General features: G+C 70.8%; 19 protein-coding genes. 15 read left to right on the top strand and 4 right to left on the bottom strand.

Annotated features, from left to right (window positions below):
* The first annotated feature begins 43 nt into the window (after positions 1–43).
* The 9 genes from IE246_RS06520 to IE246_RS06480 all read left to right on the top strand — a co-directional run bounded on the left by IE246_RS06520 (position 44) and on the right by IE246_RS06480 (position 9,062).
* Positions 44–1,231: an O-antigen ligase family protein gene (locus tag IE246_RS06520; protein ID WP_189988161.1), complete on the top strand. Its 1,188-nt coding sequence runs from the start codon at positions 44–46 to the stop codon at positions 1,229–1,231.
* Positions 1,228–2,262, top strand: a complete 1,035-nt coding sequence (locus IE246_RS06515; protein WP_229836557.1) for a glycosyltransferase family 9 protein — start codon at positions 1,228–1,230, stop codon at positions 2,260–2,262. Before IE246_RS06520 ends, IE246_RS06515 begins: the two co-directional genes overlap by 4 nt.
* Positions 2,259–2,945 (top strand): phosphatase domain-containing putative toxin, encoded by a 687-nt coding sequence (locus IE246_RS06510; RefSeq protein ID WP_189988160.1) that lies wholly within the window; start codon positions 2,259–2,261, stop codon positions 2,943–2,945. The genes IE246_RS06515 and IE246_RS06510 overlap by 4 nt, the downstream gene beginning before the upstream one ends.
* Positions 2,946–2,968: 23 nt before the next feature.
* Positions 2,969–3,823 carry an AraC family transcriptional regulator gene (locus tag IE246_RS06505; protein ID WP_189988159.1) on the top strand — a complete coding sequence of 285 codons (855 nt, stop codon included), beginning with the start codon at positions 2,969–2,971 and terminating at the stop codon, positions 3,821–3,823.
* Between the two features lie 51 nt (positions 3,824–3,874).
* Positions 3,875–4,285 carry a DUF2000 domain-containing protein gene (locus IE246_RS06500; protein WP_189988158.1) on the top strand — a complete coding sequence of 137 codons (411 nt, stop codon included), beginning with the start codon at positions 3,875–3,877 and terminating at the stop codon, positions 4,283–4,285.
* A gap of 221 nt (positions 4,286–4,506) precedes the next feature.
* Positions 4,507–5,448: an ABC transporter permease gene (locus IE246_RS06495; RefSeq protein ID WP_189988157.1), complete on the top strand. Its 942-nt coding sequence runs from the start codon at positions 4,507–4,509 to the stop codon at positions 5,446–5,448.
* A complete protein-coding gene (locus IE246_RS06490) occupies positions 5,445–6,338 on the top strand; it encodes an ABC transporter permease (protein WP_189988156.1) in 894 nt (297 codons plus the stop codon). The genes IE246_RS06495 and IE246_RS06490 overlap by 4 nt, the downstream gene beginning before the upstream one ends.
* Positions 6,339–6,404: 66 nt before the next feature.
* Positions 6,405–8,012: an ABC transporter substrate-binding protein gene (locus tag IE246_RS06485; RefSeq protein WP_229836554.1), complete on the top strand. Its 1,608-nt coding sequence runs from the start codon at positions 6,405–6,407 to the stop codon at positions 8,010–8,012.
* A gap of 138 nt (positions 8,013–8,150) precedes the next feature.
* The gene (locus tag IE246_RS06480; RefSeq protein WP_189988155.1) at positions 8,151–9,062 is read left to right on the top strand and encodes an aminotransferase class IV; all 912 of its coding nucleotides are present in this window, start codon (positions 8,151–8,153) and stop codon (positions 9,060–9,062) included.
* Between the two features lie 3 nt (positions 9,063–9,065).
* On the opposite strand, the gene IE246_RS06475 is transcribed toward IE246_RS06480, so the two are convergent.
* From IE246_RS06475 to IE246_RS06465, 3 genes are all read right to left on the bottom strand, one after another.
* Complete coding sequence (locus tag IE246_RS06475) at positions 9,066–9,485, bottom strand: GNAT family acetyltransferase (RefSeq protein ID WP_189988154.1); 420 nt, start codon at positions 9,483–9,485, stop codon at positions 9,066–9,068.
* Between the two features lie 177 nt (positions 9,486–9,662).
* Positions 9,663–10,286 carry a glutathione S-transferase family protein gene (locus IE246_RS06470; protein ID WP_189988153.1) on the bottom strand — a complete coding sequence of 208 codons (624 nt, stop codon included), beginning with the start codon at positions 10,284–10,286 and terminating at the stop codon, positions 9,663–9,665.
* Between the two features lie 220 nt (positions 10,287–10,506).
* Positions 10,507–12,846: a xanthine dehydrogenase family protein molybdopterin-binding subunit gene (locus IE246_RS06465; RefSeq protein ID WP_189988152.1), complete on the bottom strand. Its 2,340-nt coding sequence runs from the start codon at positions 12,844–12,846 to the stop codon at positions 10,507–10,509.
* A 240-nt stretch (positions 12,847–13,086) separates the two neighbouring features.
* Between IE246_RS06465 and IE246_RS06460 the strand changes: the two genes are divergently transcribed.
* From IE246_RS06460 to IE246_RS06435, 6 genes are all read left to right on the top strand, one after another.
* On the top strand, positions 13,087–13,554 hold the full coding sequence (locus IE246_RS06460; protein WP_189988151.1) for a CYTH domain-containing protein: 468 nt from the start codon (positions 13,087–13,089) through the stop codon (positions 13,552–13,554).
* A gap of 228 nt (positions 13,555–13,782) precedes the next feature.
* Positions 13,783–15,285 (top strand): M81 family metallopeptidase, encoded by a 1,503-nt coding sequence (locus IE246_RS06455; protein WP_189988150.1) that lies wholly within the window; start codon positions 13,783–13,785, stop codon positions 15,283–15,285.
* A gap of 16 nt (positions 15,286–15,301) precedes the next feature.
* A complete protein-coding gene (locus tag IE246_RS06450; protein WP_189988149.1) occupies positions 15,302–16,219 on the top strand; it encodes a DMT family transporter in 918 nt (305 codons plus the stop codon).
* A gap of 205 nt (positions 16,220–16,424) precedes the next feature.
* The gene (locus IE246_RS06445) at positions 16,425–17,132 is read left to right on the top strand and encodes an SDR family NAD(P)-dependent oxidoreductase (protein WP_189988148.1); all 708 of its coding nucleotides are present in this window, start codon (positions 16,425–16,427) and stop codon (positions 17,130–17,132) included.
* Positions 17,133–17,178: 46 nt separating this feature from the next.
* Positions 17,179–18,105 carry an aldo/keto reductase gene (locus tag IE246_RS06440; RefSeq protein WP_189988147.1) on the top strand — a complete coding sequence of 309 codons (927 nt, stop codon included), beginning with the start codon at positions 17,179–17,181 and terminating at the stop codon, positions 18,103–18,105.
* Complete coding sequence (locus IE246_RS06435; RefSeq protein ID WP_189988146.1) at positions 18,106–18,753, top strand: DUF6064 family protein; 648 nt, start codon at positions 18,106–18,108, stop codon at positions 18,751–18,753. It begins immediately after the preceding gene.
* On the opposite strand, the gene IE246_RS06430 is transcribed toward IE246_RS06435, so the two are convergent.
* Positions 18,743–19,993, bottom strand: coding sequence for a M20/M25/M40 family metallo-hydrolase (locus IE246_RS06430; RefSeq protein ID WP_189988145.1), 1,251 nt, complete (start codon positions 19,991–19,993; stop codon positions 18,743–18,745). The genes IE246_RS06435 and IE246_RS06430 overlap by 11 nt on opposite strands.
* Positions 19,994–20,141 lie beyond the last annotated feature (148 nt).

Here is a 20,141-nt window from a genome sequence, read left to right as displayed (position 1 = left end):
TGATGCAGTACCCGAGGAACCCGGCCGCCGACACGCCGGCGCATTGGCGACCGGCGTCCTGTCCGCCGGGCTGTTCCTGTTTCCGGCCGTCGCCGCCGTCTCCAAGCAGGCGATGGCCCCGATCGCCATCGCCCTGGCCGTGGCGCTGCTGGCGGTGGCGCTGTGGCAGGACCGTCGGTCCGCCCGGCCGTGGCCGCCGGTCGCCCTGCTGTTCGCCGCCTTCGCCAGCTATGTCGCGGTCTTCCACCTGCCGCCCGCGCTCGGCGACGGTGGATCGGCGGAGACACTCCTCAAACTCGGCATGCTGGCGCTGATGCTCTGGCTCGCCTCCGCCGGATGGACCGGCCTCGTCCGGACCGCGCGTCTGAACCGCGCGGCCCTGTGGGCACTGGCCGGGCTGGCTCTCGGGTCGGCGTTCCTGATGATCGAGCTGACCTTCGACTCGCCGTTGCACCGCCTGTCCGACGGCATTCCGTCGGGCGTGACCGTCGATCCGGCCCGCAACAACCGCCCGGCAGTGGCCCTGCTGCTGCTGGCTATCCCGCTGGCCGGCCTGCTGGCCCGCCGGGTCGGGCGCGGTCCGGCGGTCCTGGCGGTCCTGCTGGGCGCCGCCCCGGTCCTGGCCGGCCAGTCGGCGGCGGCCTGGGTGGCGGGCGCCGTCGCGGTTCCGGTGTACCTCGCGGCACGCCTCTGGCCGCGGCCCGTCCTGGTCGCCGGCGGCGTATTGGCGCTGGTCTTCGTCGTCGCCGCACCGCCGATCCTGGCCACCGCCTATCAGGTCGCGACCCGCAACGAGATCCGCATGCCGCTGTCGTTCACCGACCGGCTGGAGATCTGGGACCATGCGGCCGGCGAGGTGAGGACCGCCCCCTGGCTCGGCCACGGGCTCGGTTCCGTCAAACACCTGCCGCTGACCGCCGAGCAGCGCGCCCGCTACCGCTTCCACAAGGCGCCGTCGACCCATGCCCACAACGCAGCCCTGCAGGTCTGGGTCGAGTTCGGGGCGATCGGGATCGCCGCCGGCCTCGTCCTGCTGGGGCTGGGGGCAGTCGCAATCTCACGGCTGAACAAGGCTGCACAGGCGATCGCGCTGACCACCGCGTCGGCGCTGCTGGTGATCGGCATGCTGTCGTTCGGCCTGTGGCAGGAGACCTGGCTCGGCCTGATCGGCGTGACGATCGTGCTGCTGCGGCTGGCGGCCTTGCCGGTCGATCCGGAGCCCTCGGCGTGACCGGCGCGCGCGAGGCGCCGGAGAGCGTGCTGGTCTATGTCGGCCTCGACCTGGTCGGCGACGGGCTGATGAAGCTGCCGTTCGTGCGGGCGCTGCGCAACGCCTGCCCCGACGCGCGCATCGTCTGGCTCGCCGGCAAGGGCCACAGCACCTACGGCGGCGTACTGGCGCCGCTGGTCGACGGGCTGATCGACGAGGTGGTCGACGACGCCGGTGTCGGCCAGGGCTGGGACGAGCTGCTGCGTCCGCCGCTCGCCGGCACCGCGCTCGCCGGGCAGCGCTTCGACCTGGTCGTCGACACCCAGCGCCGGGTCAAGACCACTCTGCTGCTGCGGCGGATCCCGCACCGGCTGTTCGTGTCGGGCGCCGCCGACTACTGGCTGTCCGACCGCCGACCGCCGCGCGGCCACCGGCGGCCGGCGGCGATGATCCGGCAGATGCTCGACCTGCTGGAGATCGCCACCGGCCGGCAAGCCGACCCGACGGTGACCCGCGCGATCGACCCCGCCGCTGAAGCACTGGCTGAAACCCTCCTCGGCGACGGACGGTCCTTCGTGGGCCTCGCCCCGGGCGCCGGCGGCCGCCGCAAGTGCTGGCCGCTCGACCGCTTCCTCGAACTCGGGCGGCGGGCTGCCGACCGCGGCCGCACCCCGGTGTTCCTGCTCGGTCCCGGCGAGGCGGAATGGGTCGACGCGGTCCGCACCGCCCTGCCGCAGGCGCTGCTGCCGCTGCAGGATCCGCGGGCCGGTGCGATGGCGGGATCGCCGCTGCTGACCATCGCGGTCGCCGGCCGGCTCGACGCGGCGGTTGCCAACGACAGCGGCGGCGGCCATATGCTGGCGGCCGCCGACATTCCGCTGCTGTCGCTGTTCGGCCCGACCCCGCCGGCGAAGTTCGCGCCGTTCGTCAGCCGCGGGACGATCGTGAGGGCGCAGGACTTCGGCGGCACCGAAATGGATGCGATACCCGTCGACGCCGTGGACGCGGCCCTCGAAACCCTGCTGACCGCCGCCTGCCCCGGACGCCGATGACCGACCTTCCCCACCACGCCGCCCCGGCCCCGCCGATGACGCCCGACGAGCGCCGCCGCGCCTGGCTGAACCTGCTGTTCGTCGACCACGGCTTCCTGCGACACTTCTACGTCCACCGCCACAAGGTGACCGACGGCGTGTGGCGGGCCGCCCAGCCGGCCCCGCATCACCTGGAGCGGTTCGCCGCCGAGGGCGTCAAGACCATCCTCAACCTGCGCGGCCCGCGGGTCGAGTGCGGCGCCTACCGGCTGGAGCGCGAGGCCTGTGCCCGGCTCGGCCTGACCCTGATCGACTTCCCGATCCGCTCGCGCTCGTGCCTGGACCGCGAGACCGTCCTGGCCGCCCTGGACCTGTGGGACGGGCTGGAGCTGCCGCTGGTCATGCACTGCAAGTCGGGCGCCGACCGCACCGGCTTCATGGCGACGCTGTACCTGTGGCAGCGCCGCGGCGTGCCGCTGCGCCGGGCGATGGACCAGCTGTCCTGGCGTTACGGCCACATCCGCCAGGCCAAGACCGGGGTGATCGACTTCTTCTACGAGAGCTACCTGGCGGCCGAGGCCAAATCCGGCATCGGCTTTCGAGAGTGGATCGCGACCGAGTACGATCCAAAGGCCCTGAACGCGGCGTTCCGGGAGAACTGGCTGGCCGGCATCCTGGTCAACAAGATCCTGCGCCGCGAGTAGCCCGGTCACCGTCGGAGGCCGCGATGACCCGTACAGTCCACGACGAGGTCCGATTCTGGCGGCACCCCGGGACCGGCCTCGAAGTGTTGAACGGCCGGTTCGGCGGCCACGCCTACGACCGCCACGCCCACGGCACCTACGCCATCGGCGTCACCCTGCACGGCCGGCAGGGCTTCAGCCATCGCGGCCGCCGGCACGTCAGCACCCCCGGCACCGTCATCGCCATGAACCCGGACGAGGCGCACGACGGCGAGGCCGCCGGCGACGAGGGGTTCGGCTACTGGATGCTGTACCCGGACGCCGAACTGTGGCGGAGCCTGCTGGTCGATGCCGCCGGCGGACCCGCGGATCCGCCGTTCTTCGCCGATACCCTGATCGCCGATCCCGCGACCGCGCGCGGACTGGTCCGCCTGTGCCGGGCGGTGAGCGACCCGGGTGCCAGCCGGCTCGCGGTCGACCATGCGCTGGCCGACGCCCTGCTGCCGCTGGCCCGGCGCCACGGACGCTCCGCGGCCCCGGCCGGGAGGACTTCGCGGGACGCCGCGGTCGCCCGCATCCGCGACCTTCTGCACGCCCACTACGACCGCGACTTCCGGCTCGAGGAGCTGGCGGCCGAAGCCGGGCGCAGCCGCTTCCAGGTCAGCCGCGCCTTCGCCGCCTCCTACGGGCTGCCGCCGCACGCCTGGCTGACCCGCCGGCGCCTCGAGGTCGCGCGCGAGCTGCTGCGGGCCGGCCAGCCGGCGGCCGAGGTCGCGGCGGCGGTCGGCTTCGTCGACCAGAGCCACCTGATCCGCCGGTTCAAGGCCAGCTACGGCATCACGCCCGGTCAGTTCCAGGCCGCCTGCACGGCCATCTGCACGAGCGTCCAATCCGGCTGACCGGGGATCTGCTAGCTGTGGTCTCAGGACACACCGGCGCCGGAGCAGACCATGTCGTTCGACACCAAGATCGCCATCGCCGTCAGGGCCGATCTCGCGACCTGGCAGAAGCTGAACGTCACCGCCTTCCTGGCGAGCGGGATCGCGGCGGCCGCGCCCGGCGTCATCGGCGAGCCGTATCGCGACGCCGACGGGGTCGAATACCTCGCGATCTTCGGCCAGCCGGTGGTGGTCCTGGCCGGCGACGCCCGGGCCCTGACGAAGGCCCATCGCCGGGCGCTCGACCGCAACCTCGCGCTGGCGGTCTACACCGACGGCATGTTCAGGACCGGCAACGACGCCGACAACCGCGCCGTGGTCGCGGCCCTGCCGACCGACGGCCTCGATCTCGCCGGGCTCGCCGTGCTGGGCGAACGGCGGGACGTGGACAAGGCGCTCAAGGACCTCAAGCTGCACCCCTGACGGGCTCACCGACCCTGCCCGCAGGTGATCAATCAGGCACCAATCTGATTAATTCGTTCGCATTTGCGGAATCGAGCCGCCGGACTGTTCCATAGCATGAGCCTAGCATCGCGCCGATTTCCGACACTTGGCGCGCACGCTCGACTCGTGTCACGGTTGGCACGACCGTTGCCATGCCAACGACGGTCGTCCTTCCTTCTGGCGTCAGGGTCCTCGTCGCCGTGCTACAACATATCGCCCACCGCCTGCTGATCTCGGTGCCGGTGCTGATCGGCGTCCTGCTGGTCGGATTCCTGCTGCTGCAGGTGGTCCCGACCGACCCGGCGACGGTGATGGCCGGGCCGACCGCCACCCATCAGGAGATCGAGGCGATCCGCGAGGCCATGGGCCTCAACGAGCCGGTCATCGTGCAGTTCGGCATCTATCTCGGCCGGGTCCTGCAGGGCGACCTCGGCCGGTCGATGATCTCCAACACCGCGGTCGCCACCGAGCTCGGCAACACCGTCGGGCCGACCGTCGAGCTGATGGTGGCCAGCCTGATCTGGGCGGTCCCGCTCGGCATCCTGCTCGGCACGCTGGCGGCGGTGCGGCGCGGCAAGCTCTCGGACCGCATCATCATGGCGGTCTCGGTCGCCGGGGTGTCGATGCCGATCTTCTGGTTCGGCCTGATGCTGATCCAGTACGCCGGTTTCCACTGGAAGCTGTTCCCGTTCCAGGGCCGCGGCGGGCCGCTGTGGACGCTCGACGGGCTGAACCACATCGTGCTGCCGGCGCTCACCCTCGGCGGGGTCTTCATCGGCCCGGTGGCGCGCATGACCCGGACCTCGCTGCTGGAGGTGCTGGGCAGCGACTTCGTGCGGACCGCCCGCGCCAAGGGCGTGTCCGAGCGCCGGGTGGTGGTCGGCCACGCGCTGCGCAACTCGCTGATCCCGGTGGTCACGCTGATCGGCCTGCAGATCGGCTTCCTGCTCGGCGGCGCGGTGGTCACCGAGACCATGTTCGCCTGGCCCGGCGTCGGCCGGCTGGCGGTCGGCGCCATCGTGTCGGCCGACTACGCGCTGGCCCAGGGCGCGATCCTGGTGCTCGCCCTCTCCTTCCTCCTGGTCAACCTGGTGGTCGACGTGCTGTACGCCTTCCTGGATCCGCGGGTGCGCGCACGATGACCGAGCTGTCAGCCACCCCCGCCGCCATCCTGCCGGACGACGCCCCGACCGAGCGCCTGAAGCGGCCGACGATCTGGCGGAAGCTGCGTCGCGACAAGGCCGCCATGCTGGCCACCGGCTTCCTGGTGCTGGTCGTCGCGCTCGGCGTCCTGGCGCCCTGGATCGCGCCCTACGACCCGTATGACAACAACCTGCGCATGATGCTGAAGCCGCCGAGCGAGGCGCACTGGCTCGGCAATGACGGCCAGGGCCGCGACATGGTCAGCCGGCTGCTGTTCGGCATCCGCACGACCCTGTCGATGGGCCTGCTCGCCGTGCTGGCCGGCGGCTCCATCGGGGCGATTCTCGGGCTGCTCGCCGCATACTTCCGCGCGATGGAAGGGCCGATCATGCGGGTGGTCGACGTGCTGCTGTCGTTCCCCTCGATCCTGTTCGGCCTGGCGATCGCCGCCGTGCTGGGGGCCGGGACCACCTCGATCACCATCGCGCTGACGGTCGCCGCAGTGCCGTCGATCGCCCGCATCACCCGCGGGGCGGCGCTGGTGGTGATGCAGCAGGAGTTCATCTCGGCCTGCCGGGCGATCGGCATGAGCGACATGCGCATCATGTTCCGGCACCTGCTGCCGAACTGCGCGTCGACGATCTTCGTCTACCTGACTCTGCAGCTCGGCCAGACCATCCTGCTCGGCGCCGCGCTCAGCTTCATCGGCCTCGGCGCCCAGCCGCCGACCGCCGAGCTCGGCACCATGGCGGCCGACGGCCGCAACTTCCTGTTCTTCGCGCCGCACGTCTCGACGATCCCGAGCGTGGCGATCTTCATGATCGTGCTCGCCTTCAACGTGCTCGGCGACGCGCTGCGCGACGTGCTCGACCCGCGGCTCCGCCAGTGAGGGGTGCGGGGCCCGGGAATGCCAACGGTCCAACGAGGCCAACGGATCAACAAGGAGGGTGAAGCGATGAGGACATCGAGACCGGCCGTGACGATGGGGGCGCTGGCGCTTGCCGCCCTGCTCCCGGCAACCGTGCTCGTGGGGGCCGCCCCGGCGGTCGCGGAGACGTCCGTGACGGTGATGCGGACGATCGACACCGACCGCTACGACCCGCACAAATCGACCGCGCGCTCGACCGCCGAGGCGCTGTTCATGGTCGGCGACACCCTGGTGGCCCTGGACCCCGACCTGAAGACCGTCCACCCGCTGCTCGCCAAGTCCTGGACGGTGTCCGACGACGGCAAGCTGTACACCTTCAAGCTGCGCGACGACGTCACGTTCTGCAGCGGCAAGAAGTTCACCGCCAGGGACGTGAAGGCCTCGATCGAGCGCTGGCTCGACCCGGAGACCAAGGGCGTGGTCAAGAACCGCGCCGGCGACGTCAAGGAGGTCCGCGCGGTCGACGACTACACGGTCGAATACGAGCTGACGCAGCCGTACTCCGAACTGCTGTACCAGATGACCCAGCACTTCCACACGATCATCAACATCGACCAGGTAAAGGCGCTCGGCGACGACTTCGGCGTCAAGGGCTTCGACGGCACCGGCCCGTTCTGCTTCGAGTCCTGGGAGCCGCGCAACGAGCTCGTTCTGAAGAAACACGAGGCCTACAAGTGGGGGCCGGCGTTCTACGGCACCTCCGGGCCGGCCAAGGTCGACAAGGTGATCTGGAAGATCGTGCCGGAGGACAACAACCGGGTCGCCGGCATCCAGGCCAACCAGGGTGACGCCACCCAGTACATCCCGTACTGGGCGGTCGACCAGCTCGAGGCCAATCCGCAGGTCTCGGTCACCAAGGCGCCGAACTACTTCTGGACCTACTTCGTCGGCTTCAAGATCACCCGCGAGATCGCCGACGACATCGCGGTCCGCAAGGCCCTGAACCTGGCGGTCGACCAGAAGGCGATCGCCGAGGGGCCGTTCTTCGGCAAGGCCGAGCCGGCCTACTCCTACATCCACCCGAACGTGCTCGACTACAACGCCCAGGGCGTCGACCAGTCGATCTTCGGCCACGATCCGGAGAAGGCCAAGGCGATGCTGGACGAGGCCGGCTGGAAGCTCGGCGACGACGGCTTCCGCTACAAGGACGGCAAGAAGCTCCACCTGCTCGCCTACAGCTTCACCAATATCTGGCAGCAGATCATGGAGGCGATGCAGGGCGACATGCGCAAGGTCGGCGCCGAACTGGAGATCCAGGTGTTCGACGCCACGGTGATCTGGGGCAAGCTGAAGACCCAGGACTTCGACATGTTCACCATGTCGTACCCGTACGTCTCGGCCGGCGACGCCATGAACCTGTACTTCCCGTCCGAGAACCGGCCGACTCCGAACCGGGTCAACTGGGCGCGCGACGACACCGACCAGTGGCTGAAGGAAGGCCGCGGCGCGCTGACCGCCGAGGACCGCTTCGCCGCCTACGCCAAGATCCAGAAGCAGGTGCACGACGCCGCGGTGTGGATCCCGATCGTCCACGAGCCGATGTTCGTGGCCGCCGGCCCGCGCCTTAAGCCGATCCCGGCGCACGGCATCTACGGTGCCGGCCTGTACAAGGGGCTGGGCATCGAGCTGAAGTGACCGCGCGCCGGCCGGTCTGAAACGGCAGCGGGGCCGCCCATCGGGCGGCCCCGTTCGCTATCCGGCACCGGTTGGCGGCCCGACGCCGGCATGCGAACGTCGCGCGATCCGGCCCGCTCCACCCTCGAGAGGTTCCCCATGACCGAATCCAATCCGTTCGCGGCCGGCGCCGCCTTCGTCGGCGGCGAGTACGTGCCGATCGGCCAGGCCTCGGTCTCGGTGCTGGACTGGGGCTTCACCAAGTCGGACGTCACCTACGACGTGGTGCATGTCTGGCACGGCGCGTTCTTCCGGCTCGACGACCACCTGGCACGGTTCGCGCGCTCGATGGCCGCCCTGCACATGAGCATCCCCTACGACAGCCGCGGGCAGGCCCGGATCCTGGCCGAGTGCGTCCGGCGCGCCGGCCTCGACGACGCCTATGTCGCGATGGTGACGACCCGCGGCGTCCCCCTGCCCGGCATGCCGCGGCAGCCGAGCCTGATGACCAACCGCTACATCGCCTACGCGATCCCGTGGATCGACGTGATCCCGGTCGACGTGCAGGAGCGCGGGGCCCACCTGATCGTCGCCGGAACGCCCCGGATCCCGTCGGAGAGCGTCGACCCGACGGTGAAGAACTACCACTGGGGCGACCTGGTGCGGGCGATGTTCGAGGCCGAGGCCGCCGGCGCCGACAACGCCGTGCTGCTGGACCCCGACGGCTACGTGACCGAAGGGCCCGGCTTCAACGTGTTCGCGGTGCGCGACGGCACCGTGCTGTCGCCGGACCGCGGCGCCCTGGAGGGGGTGACCCGGCAGACCGTGTTCGACATCTGCGCGGAGCTCGGCCTGCCGGTCCGGATCGGTCCGATGACCCGCGCCGACCTGCTGGAGGCCGACGAGATCTTCACCTCGACCACCGCCGGCGGGGTGATGCCGGCGGCGCGGATCGACGGCCGGATCCTGTCGAACGACCGGCCGGGGCCGGTGTCGCGGCGCATCCGCGAGACCTACTGGGCCTGGCACGAAGCCGGCCGGCACCTGACGCCGGTCGCCGACCTGCTGTGACCCCTAGATCCACTTCTCCATGAAGATCAGCTCGTCCCGGTCGTAGCCGAGCCGACGGTAGAACCGCTCGACCCCGGCGTTGTCCGGCTCGATCAGCAGGTTGACCTTGTCGCAGCCGATCGCCCTGAGGCGGTCCTCGGCCTCGGCCATCAGCCGGTCGCCGAGCCGGGCGCCGCGGGCCGACGGGTCGACCGCCAGCCGGTTGATCCAGCCGCGCCGCCCGTCCCAGCTGGCCATCACGCTGCCGACCACCTCGGCGCCGCACTCGGCCGCCAGGAACAGGCCCGGGGCGAACTCGATCAGGGCGGCCAGCCGTTGGTCGGTGTCGGACGCGCTCGGGTGCAGGCCGCAGCGGTCCCACAGAGCCCGCAGGGCCGGCAGGTCGGCGACGGTGACCGGACGGATGGCGATCGGGTCGGGCATGGCTGGTCTTCGCAGGACGTAGCGGCGGGTGGGTCCCGGCTCTCCGCGGCTTCGCCGCTACGGCCCGGATGAGGAGAAGAGATTGCACCACACTCCCTCATCCCGGACCGCATCGCCGCAGGCGAGGCGGAGCCGGGACCCACGAAGCGACGGGTGCCGGCCGGCCGCGCGCTACCGTCAGCTCGCCGGGATCTCCATGCCGCGCTGCACGGCCGGGCGGGCCATCAGGCTGTCGAACCAGCGCTTCACGTTCGGATAGTCGTTGAGGTCGACCTGCTGCCACTCGTAGCGCGCCACCCACGGCAGGATGGCGATGTCGGCGATCGAGTACTCGTCGTTCGCGAAGAAGCTCTTGCCCTCGAGGTGCTTGTCCATCACCGCGTACAGCCGCCGGCACTCGGTGCCGTAGCGCTTCTTGCCGTAGGGCACGTCCTCCTTGGCGGCGCGCTCGAAGTGGTGGACCTGGCCGAAGATCGGGCCGACGCCGCCCATCTGGAACATCAGCCACTGGATGACCTGGTAGCGCGCCGCGGTCTCCTGCGGCATCAGCTTGCCGGTCTTCTCGGCGAGATACATCAGGATCGCACCGGACTCGAACAGCGTGTACGGCTTGCCGCCGGGGCCGTCGGTGTCGACGATCGCCGGGATCTTGGAGTTCGGGTTGATCTTCACGAACTCCGGGGTGAACTGGTCGTCCTGGCCGATGTTGATCGGGTGGACGTTGTAGGGCAGCCCGAGCTCCTCGAGCATGATCGAGGCCTTGCGGCCGTTCGAGGTCTTCCAGGTGTACAGTTCGATCATCGGGTTCCCCCTCGTGTGATGACGCGCGACGCGGCGTGGCAGCGCGCGCGGACGGCGCGCCGGGAAAGACGGCTGCGACCTTATCCCGGCGGCCATGGCGGTCAAGCCTGCGGCGGGCTCACGAGTCCGGGAAGTCGACGGCCCCGATCGGGGAGCCGGGGATGTCGAGGCGCGAAGGACCGGCCGGCGTCACCGCCGACCGGCCGTTCGGTTCAGTGCCTCAGGCCGCCTTGCCGGCCCTGGCGTCCTGCAGCGCCTGCCAGATCGACAGCGGGGTCGCCGGCATGTCGATGTGGGTCAGGCCCGTGGTCTCGTGCAGGGCGTCGACGATCGCCGAGATCAGCGCCGGCGGCGCGCCGATCGCACCGGCCTCGCCCGAGCCCTTGATGCCGAGCGGGTTGGTGGTGCAGCGCACGTTGTGGACGTTGAAATCGAACATCGGCACGTCGCCGGCCCGCGGCAGGCCGTAGTCCATGAACGAGCCGGTCACCAGCTGGCCGCTGCCGTCCTCGTACACGGTGTGCTCGGTGACCGCCTGGCCGTAGCCCTGGACGATGCCGCCGTGCACCTGGCCGGCCAGCAGCGCCGGATTGATGGTCTCGCCGAAGTCGTCGACGATCGTGTAGCGCTCGATCCCGAAGGTGCCGGTGTCGGGGTCGATCTCCAGCTCGACGATGTGGCAGCCGTTCGGGTAGGTCGCGGCCTCCGGCTTGCGCTCGTGGATCTCGTCGAGGCCCGGCGTCATGCCGTCGTCCAGGTTCGCCGCCTCCTTCGAGGCCTTGGCCACCTCCTCGATGGTCATGCGCTTGTCGGTGCCGGCGACCGTGAAGATGCCGTCGGCGAACTCGATGTCGGCGGCCGCCGCCTCCATGGCGTTGGCGGCGATCTTCTTGGCCTTCTCGACGATCTGCCGGCCCGCCAGCAGCACCGCGGCACCGCCGACCGGGACCGAGCGCGAGCCGCCGGTCATGCCCTTCGGCACCTCGTCGGTGTCGCCCTGGATCACCCTGATCTTGTCGCCGTCGATCCCGATCGTGTCGGACAGGATCTGGGCGTACGCGGTCTCATGGCCCTGGCCGTTCGACTGGGTGCCGATGCGGATCTCGACCCTGCCCTCGTCGGTGAACCGGACGTCGGCGGTCTCCGGGCTGCCGCCGCCGCACTTCTCGATGTAGTAGCCCATGCCGATGCCGCGCAGCATGCCGCGCTTCTTGGCCGCCTCGCGGCGCGCCGGGAAGCCGGCCCAGTCGGCCTTCGCCATCGCCTCTTCCATGAGGGTCTGGAACTCGCCGGTGTCGTAGACGTTGCCGAGCGGGGTCTTGTACGGCATCGCCTCCGGCGGGATGAAGTTGCGGCGCCGCACCTCGTCGGGGGTCAGGCCCATCTCGTAGCCGACGCTGTCGACGACGCGCTCGATCAGGTAGGCGGCCTCCGGCCGGCCGGCGCCGCGGTAGGCGTCGGTCGGGACCGTGTTGTTCAGCACGCCCTTCACGTTCACATAGACCAGCGGGATCTTGTAGACGCCCGACAGCATGTGGGTGCCGGCGGCGGTCGGGATGAACGCGCCCATGTGGTGGAGATAGCCGCCGAGGGCGGCGTAGGTGGTCACCCGCAGCGCCTGGATCACGCCGTCGGCGTCGACCGCGGCTTCGGCGTAGGAGATGTTGTCGCGGCCCTGGGCGTCGCTGACGAACGCCTCCGAGCGCTCCGGCAGGTACTTCACCGCCCGCTTCAGCTTGCGCGAGGCCCAGGTGCAGAGCGCCTGCTCCGGGTACAGGAAGATCTTCATGCCGAAGCCGCCGCCGACGTCGGTGGTGCGGCAGCGCAGCTTGGCCGGGTCGATCTTCAGGATCGCCTCGGCCAGCAGGGTCTGGAACACGTGCGGGCCCTGGGTCGACGACCACAGGGTCGAGCGGTCGGTCGCCGGGTCGTACTCGGCCACGATCGGGCGCACTTCCATGGAGTTCACGACGATGCGGTTGTTGACCACCCGCACCTTCACGACCTTGTGGGCCTTGGCGAACGCCGCGTCGACCCCGGCCTCGTCGCCGTCCTGCCAGTCGAAGGCCAGGTTGTTCGGAATGTGGTCGAACAGCTGCGGCGCGCCGTCGGCGACCGCACCCTCGGTGTCGACGGTCGCCTCCAGCTCGTCGTAGTCGACCTCGATCAACTCGGCCGCGTCGCGCGCCTGCACCGCGGTCTCGGCGATCACCAGGGCGACCGGCTCGCCGACGTGGCGGACCTTGTCCAGAGCCAGGATCGGCCGCGGGGTGTCGGCGCGCGGGCTGCCGTCCTTGTTGTTGGCCGGCGGCACGCACGGCAGGTCGCCGAGGCCGTCGGCCTTGACGTCGGCGCCGGTGTAGACCGCGATCACGCCGGGGGCCGCCTTGGCCGCCTCGACGTCGATCCCCTTGATCACCGCGTGCGCCACCGGCGACCGCAGGATCGCGGCGCGCGCGGCACCCTCGACCTCGATGTCGTCCGTGTACCGCCCGGCCCCGGTCAGCAGCCGGTTGTCCTCCACGCGATGCACGCCCTGACCGATTGCGAACTTCACCATGTCGCTGTCTCCGCTTGCGCGATGATGTGAGGTTCCTTCGGATACCGGCACGCTGCGCGGCGGCACGGCCGAGGCTCCGAGGAGAACGTTGTCTGTATACATTTTAGAGCGGATTCGCGCGAACGCCACCCCTCCTGTTGCAGTGCATCATTGCCGCCGGCGAACGGCTCGGTGGGTGACGGCCGCGGCGGGCTGGGCTATCAGGGGACACCGCAATCCGCCGTTGCTGAAAGGCCCCCCATGCCCGCCGAGATCGAACGCAAGTTCCTGGTGACCGGCCGGGGCTGGACCGGGCACGCCGGCCTGCCGGTCCGGATCCGGCAGGCCTACCTGGCGCAGACCGACAAGGCGTCGGTGCGGGTCCGCATCAAGGGCGACGACGCCGCCTTCCTGACGATCAAGAGCGCGGTACCCGGACTGTCGCGCCTGGAGGTCGAGACCGAGGTTCCGGTCGCCGAGGCCGAGGAGCTCCTGGAACTACGCCAGGGCGCGGTGATCGAGAAGCAGCGCTATGCGGTGCCGTATGCCGGGCTGGTCTGGGAAGTCGACGTGTTCGAGGGCGAGAACGCCGGGCTGGTGATCGCCGAGGTCGAGCTGCCGGGCGAGGACTTCGCGGTCACGCTGCCGGACTGGGTCGGCGAGGAAGTCACCCACGAGCGCCGCTACTACAACGCCCAGCTCGCCACCGACCCGATCCGCGGCGCCTGAGACCGGGCGTGTGGGTCCCGGCTCTCCGCGGCTACGCCGCTACGGCCGGGATGAGGGAGTAGAGGACGCCCGCCACAGCCTCATCCCGGACGCCGCGACAGCGGCGAGCCGGGACCCATCACCGAACCGCCCCTTCATTCTCCCAATACGTGACGCCGGCCCGGATCCGGGCCTATGCTCGTCCTCCCACCCAGGTCTTTCCCCCGACCAGCCCCGGAGGCTCCCGCCATGCGCGTCGTCATCGCCATGATGCAGCACGAGACCAACACCTTCTCGACCGTGCCGACGCCGCTGGCCCGGTTCTCGCGCGGCAACCCCGAGCCGGTCCCGCTCGAGGGCCAGGCGGCGATCGAGGCGTTCCGCGGCACCGGCACCGCGCTCGGCGCCTTCATCGAGCTGTGCGAGGCCGAAGGCGTCGAGATGGTCGCCCCGCTGGCAGCCAGCGCCTGGCCGAGCGGGCCGGTCGAGGACGCCGCCTACGCGTACATGACCGACCGGATCTGCGACGCGGTGGCGAAGGGCTGCGACGCCATCCTGCTGCACCTGCACGGCGCCATGGTGACCGAGAGCCTGGAGGACGGCGAAGGCGCTTTGCTGGCGCGGGTCCGGGCGCTGGCCCCGAACACGCCGATCGGCGTCGCGCTCGACATGCACACCAACCTGTACCCGGCGATCGTCGACAACGCCGACGTGGTCGCCGGCTACCAGACCTACCCGCACATCGACGTCTACGAGACCGGGATGCGGGCGGCGAAGCCGATCTTCGCCATGCTGAAGGGCAAGGCCAGGCCGACCATGGCGTGGGGCAACCGGCCGATGCTGCCGCACGTCATGCGCCAGGGCACCGACGACTTCCCGAACAGCGAGATCCAGGCGCTGTGCAAGCGGATGGAGGCCGAGGGCGCGCTGAGCGCCACCTTCTTCACCGGCTTCCCGCACGCCGACATCGAGCTGGCCGGCTCCAGCGCGGTGGTCGTGACCGACGGCGACCAGGCCAGGGCCGAGGCGCTGTGCAAGGAGATCCTGGACCTGGCCTGGAAGGAGCGGGCCGCCTTCGTCTACGAGATCGAGCCGCTGGAGCAGTCGCTGGCGCGCGCCCGGACCATGACCGACGGCCCGATCGTCCTGCTCGACCACTACGACAACGCCGCCTCCGGCGGGTCGATGGACAGCATGACCGTGCTGAAGGGCATCCTGGAGGCCGGGCTGGACAACGTCGCCGCTTTCGCGATCTGCGACCCGGACGCGGTTGCGGCGATGGCGAAGGCCGGCGTCGGCTCGACCGTCACGCTGGCGCTCGGCGGCAGGACCGACATGCCGTCGATCGGTCGCAAGGGCGAGCCGCTGACCGTCACCGGCCGGGTGCGCCTGCTGTCGGACGGCCGGTTCCGCAACATCGGGCCGATGAGCCGCGGCGTGCTCAACGACATGGGCCCGACCGCCGTCCTGGACACCGGCAAGGTCGAGATCGTCGTGGTCTCGACCCAGCAGGAACCGAACGACTATGCCTGCTTCCAGAGCCTGGGCATCGATCCGACCGCCAAGCGCTACCTGATGCTGAAGAGCCGTATCCACTGGCGCGCCGGCTTCAAGCCGATCGCCAAGCAGATCGTCGACTGCGCCGGCGTCGGGGTTTGCACCTCGGACTACTCGATGCTCGACTTCAAGCACGTCCGACGGCCGATCTACCCGCTCGACGAGGATCTGCAGCCGACCTCGACCGCCCGCTGAGCGACCGGAGCCCGCCTTGTCCCAGCCCGCATCCGCAACTCCGGCCGAACGCAGCGGCACCCCGCTGCTGGCCGTCGGCCTGCTGGCGATGATCGCGGTGCTGTGGGGGTTCAACTGGCCGATCATGAAGGTCGGGCTGGCGGAGATCCCGCCCTGGGTGTTCCGGGCCGGCGCCAGCATCGTGTCCTGCGCCGGGCTGTTCGCGATCTCGGCGTTCAACGGCCATTCCCTGCGGGTACCGCCCGGCGCCTGGCGGCAGCTGATCGTCGGCGGCCTGCTGAACATCACCCTGTTCAACGTGTTCGTGGCCTACGGCATCACCCTGATGGACGCCGGCCGGGCCGGCATCATCGCCTACACCATGCCGCTGTGGGCGACCGTGATCGGCACCGTCGTCCTGAAGGAGAGGCTGAGCGGCCGGGCGGTCGCCGGGCTGGTGGTCGGGCTGGTCGGCATGGCGCTGCTGTTCTCGGTCGACGCGGCGGCGCTCGGCAACTCGACGCTCGGCCCGCTGCTGATCCTCGGCGGGGCGGTGTCCTGGGGTGCCGGGACCGTGGTGATCAAGCACGCCCGGCTGTCGATGCCGGTCACCGTGGCGGTCGGCTGGCAGCACCTGATCGGCGTGATCCCGATCGCCATCGTCGCGGTCGCATGGGACTGGCAGAACATCGGGACGGTCACCGTCGGCCCGCTGCTGTCGCTGGCCTACAACATGCTGATCACCGGGATCATCTGCTACTGGGCGTACTTCACCGTGGTGGCGATGCTGCCGGTGGTGGCCTCGACCGTCGGCACCCTGATGGTGCCGGTGATCGGCGTGTTCGCGAACCAGCTGATGTTCGGCGTCACCCCGCACCTGGTCGACTACACCGCGCTCGCCTGCGTCGCGGTTGCGGTGTTCCTGGTCGTGGTCCGCCCGCGCCGGCGACGGTAGCCGGCGACGCGGCGGCGGGTGGGCCCCGGCTCGCGCTTCGCGCGTCCGGGATGAGGGGCGGAGAGAGGGTTGCCTGTAGACCCCTCATCCCGGCCGGAGCGGCGGAGCCACGGAGAGCCGGGACCCACCGGCCGCATCGACGGCCCCCCTCGACGCAGCCGACCACCAAGACGATGATGCCCCGGACAGCCAATCGGAGGACGACATGGCCCGCTTCACCAACAAGGTCGTCGCGATCACCGGCGCCGCCGGCAATCTCGGCCGGGCGGTTGCCGCGCGGTTCGCCAGCGAGGACGCCGCGCTGGTGGTGATCGACCGGGACGCCGAGCGCGCCGCCGCGCTGGCCGGCGAGTTGCCCGGCGACCATCTCGGGATCGCCGTCGACCTGCTGGACGCGGCCGCGGTGAAGACCGCGCTGGCCTCCGCCGCCGGCCGGATCGGCACCATCGACGTCGCGGTCGCGCTGGCCGGCGGCTTCGACATGGGCCCGCCGGTGCACGAGACCGAGGCCGAGGCGTGGGAGCGGATGCACCGGCTCAACATCGGGACGCTGCTGCCGCTGCTGGCGGCGGTGACCCCGGGCATGATCGCCCAGGGCTCCGGCAAGATCGTCACCGTCGGCGCTCATGCCGCCCTCAAGGGGGTAGCCGGCATGGGCGCCTACTGCGCCGCCAAGTCGGCGGTGATGCGGGCGACCGAGAGCGCGTCGGCCGAGCTGCGCGGCAAGGGCATCAACGTCAACTGCGTGCTGCCGACGATCCTCGACACCCCGCAGAACCGCACCGCCATGCCGAAGGCCGACCCCGGCAAATGGGTGGCGCTCGACGACCTGGCCGCGGCGATCGCGTTCCTGGCCTCCGACGACGCCCGCGCCGTGCACGGGGCGCTGCTGCCGGTGACCGGCCTGTCGTGACGAACCCGGGGTTGGCCGAGCCGGCCGGGCGCGCCATATCCCGATCATGACCCGCCGCATCCCGCACCCGGACCGCCGCACCGTCCTGGCATCGCTGGCCGCGACCGCCGGCCTCGGAACCGTACCGCTGCGAGCCGCCGACGCCCCGCCCCTCACCCGCCCGATCCCGGCGACCGGCGAACGCGTCCCCGTCGTCGGCATGGGAACCTGGATCACCTTCAACGTCGGCGACGACCAGGGGCTGCGCGACCGGCGCCTGGAGGTGCTGCGGACCTTCTTCGAGCTGGGCGGCCGGGTCGTCGATTCCTCGCCGATGTACGGCACGGCGGAGGACGTGATCGGCTACTGCCTGTCGCGGCTGCCGGCCGACGTGCCGCTGTTCTCGGCCACCAAGGTGTGGACCTGGTGGCAGAACAACGGGCCGGAACAGATGGCGGAATCCCGCCGGCTGTGGGGTGTCGAGCGGTTCGACGCCATGCAGATCCACAACCTGCTGAACTGGGAGGGCCACCTCGAGACCCTGCTGGCCGACAAGCAGGCCGGCCGGGTCCGGCTGATCGGCATCACAACCTCGCACGGCAGCCGGCACGCCGAAATGGAGCGGATCATGGCGTCGCGTCCGGTCGACCTCGTGCAGTTCACCTACAACATCGTCGACCGCGAGGCCGAGCGCCGGCTGCTGCCGCTGGCCGCCGAGCGCGGGCTCGGGGTCATCGTCAACCGGCCGTTCCGGCAGAAGCAGCTGTTCGAGATGTTCGCACGCCACAAGCTGCCGGGCTGGGCCGGCGAGATCGGTTGTGCCAACTGGGCGCAGTTCTTCCTGAAGTTCGTGATCTCGCACCCGGCGGTGACCTGCGCGATCCCGGCGACCAGCCGGGTCGACCACATGCGCGAGAACATGGGTGCCCTGCACGGCCCGCTGCCCGACCCGGCGATGCGCAAGCGCATGGTCGACTACGTCGAGAACCTCTAGGTGATCCCGGTCCTGCCCTACACCGCCGAGGTCCTGGACTCGCTGCTGGCCCGGTACAACGCCGCGATCGTGCCGCTGCCGGCGGCGGCCGTCCTGGTATCGGTGGCGATCCTCGGCCACGCCGCCCGGCCGGTGCGCGAAGGCGACCGGATGGCATCGCTGTTCCTCGCCGCCGCCTGGGCGTGGGTCGGGATCGTCTTCCACCTGCGCTACGCCGCGACCATCGACTTCATGGCCCCGCTCTACGGTGGCTTCTTCATCGCCCAGGCCGTCCTGCTGCTGTGGACGGGCGTCTGGCGCAAGCAACTGGTCTACCGGGTCGGCGACCACACCGCCGGCCGGATTGGCTGCGGCCTGGCGGTCCTTGCGATCGCCGGCTACCCGCTGCTCGGCCTGCTGGCCGGCCACGACTGGACGAGCCTGCCGTGGGTCGGCGCGGCGCCGGACCCGACCGCCCTGCTCACCCTCGGCCTGCTGCTCACCGCGCGGCCGGTCCGACCGCACCTGCTGGTCGTGCCGGTGATGTGGTCGCTGGTCGCCGGCATGACCGCCCTGTCGCTCGACACGCCGGAGCGGCTGGTGCTGCCGGCGGCGGCGATCCTGGCGGTGGTCGTCGCCGAGCGGATCCGGCGGACGCCTACGCCTTAGCCAGCACCTCGGCGACCGCCAGCGCCACCACCTCGGTCGCGACCCGCAGGTCGCTCAGCACCAGCTTCTCGTCGGCGCGGTGGCCGTTGGCGTCCAGGAAGGTGCGCGGGCCGGCACCGTAGCCGATGGTCGGCACCCCGGCCTCGGCGTACAGCCGGGCGTCGGTGTACAGCGGCACGCCCTCGACCGGGACCTCCTCGGCCAGCAGCCGCCGGGCGTGATGGCGTACCGGATCGATCAGCTTCTCGGCGCCGTCCAGGCGGCGCAGCGGCGAGGCCAGCAGCACCCGGGCGATCTCGACCGACACCCCGTCATGGCCGGCGACCGCGCCCTCGATCACCGTTCGCAGCCGCGCCTCGACCGCGGCCGGGTCCTCCTCCGGCGTCATCCGGCGGTCGAGCCGGATGGTGCAGCGGTCCGGCACCACGTTGGTGTTGATGCCGCCCTCGATCAGTCCGACCGTCATGTTCGGATGGCCGATACCGGGGATCGCCGAGACCCGCTCCGGGTACGACCGGCGCTCGACGTACAGCGCCTGCAGGATCGTGGTCATCGCCTCCAGGGCGTCGGCACCCTCGTCCGGCTTGGCGGCATGGGCCGAGCGGCCGCGCACCGTCACCTCCAGGTGCAGGACGCCGTTGTGGGCGGTGACGATGGCGTGGCTGAAGCCGGCGCTGATCGCGTAGTCCGGCCGGGTCAGCCCCTGCGCCAGGATCCAGGCCGGGCCGATGCCGCCGCCGGTCTCCTCGTCGTAGGTCAGGTGCAGCTCGACCGCGCCGGACAGCCGCTCTGCCACCGCCTCGAGCGCCAGCAGCGCGAAGGCGTAGGTCGCGAAATCGGACTTCGAGACCGCCACGCCGCGGCCGTACATCACCCCGTCGACCACCTCGCCGCCGTACGGGTCGTGGGTCCAGCCGTCGCCCGGCGGAACCACGTCGCCATGGGCGTTCAGCGCCACGACCGGGCCGTCCCCGAACGACTTGCGGACGATCAGATTGGTGCAGGAGATCATGCCGGCAGTCTGCACCACGTCGTCCGGCACCGCGTGCCGCTCGACCGTGAAGCCGAGGCTCTCCAGCAGCCGGGCGGTCACCTCGGCGTGCGGCGTGCAGTCGCCCGGCGGGTTGTCGGACGGCTGGCGCACCAGGGCGCGCAGGAACTCGATCTCGGCATCCCAGCGGCGCTCGATCGCGGCAGCGACCGGGGCGATCAGGGCATCGGACGGGCGGGTGTCGGACATGGTGTTCTCACGGGTTCGAATAGCGGATGCGTCGCACGTATTTCAGCCTGGGTCCCGGCTCTCCGCAGCTTCGCCGCTCCGGCCGGGATGAGGCTGCTGAAGTATGCCCTCATCCGGGCCGCTGCAAAGCAGCGAGCCGGGACCCACG

It is taken from the genome of Thalassobaculum fulvum (assembly GCF_014652915.1).
Classification (GTDB): domain Bacteria; phylum Pseudomonadota; class Alphaproteobacteria; order Thalassobaculales; family Thalassobaculaceae; genus Thalassobaculum_A; species Thalassobaculum_A fulvum.
This window is presented reverse-complemented; position numbering and strand designations above follow the sequence as displayed.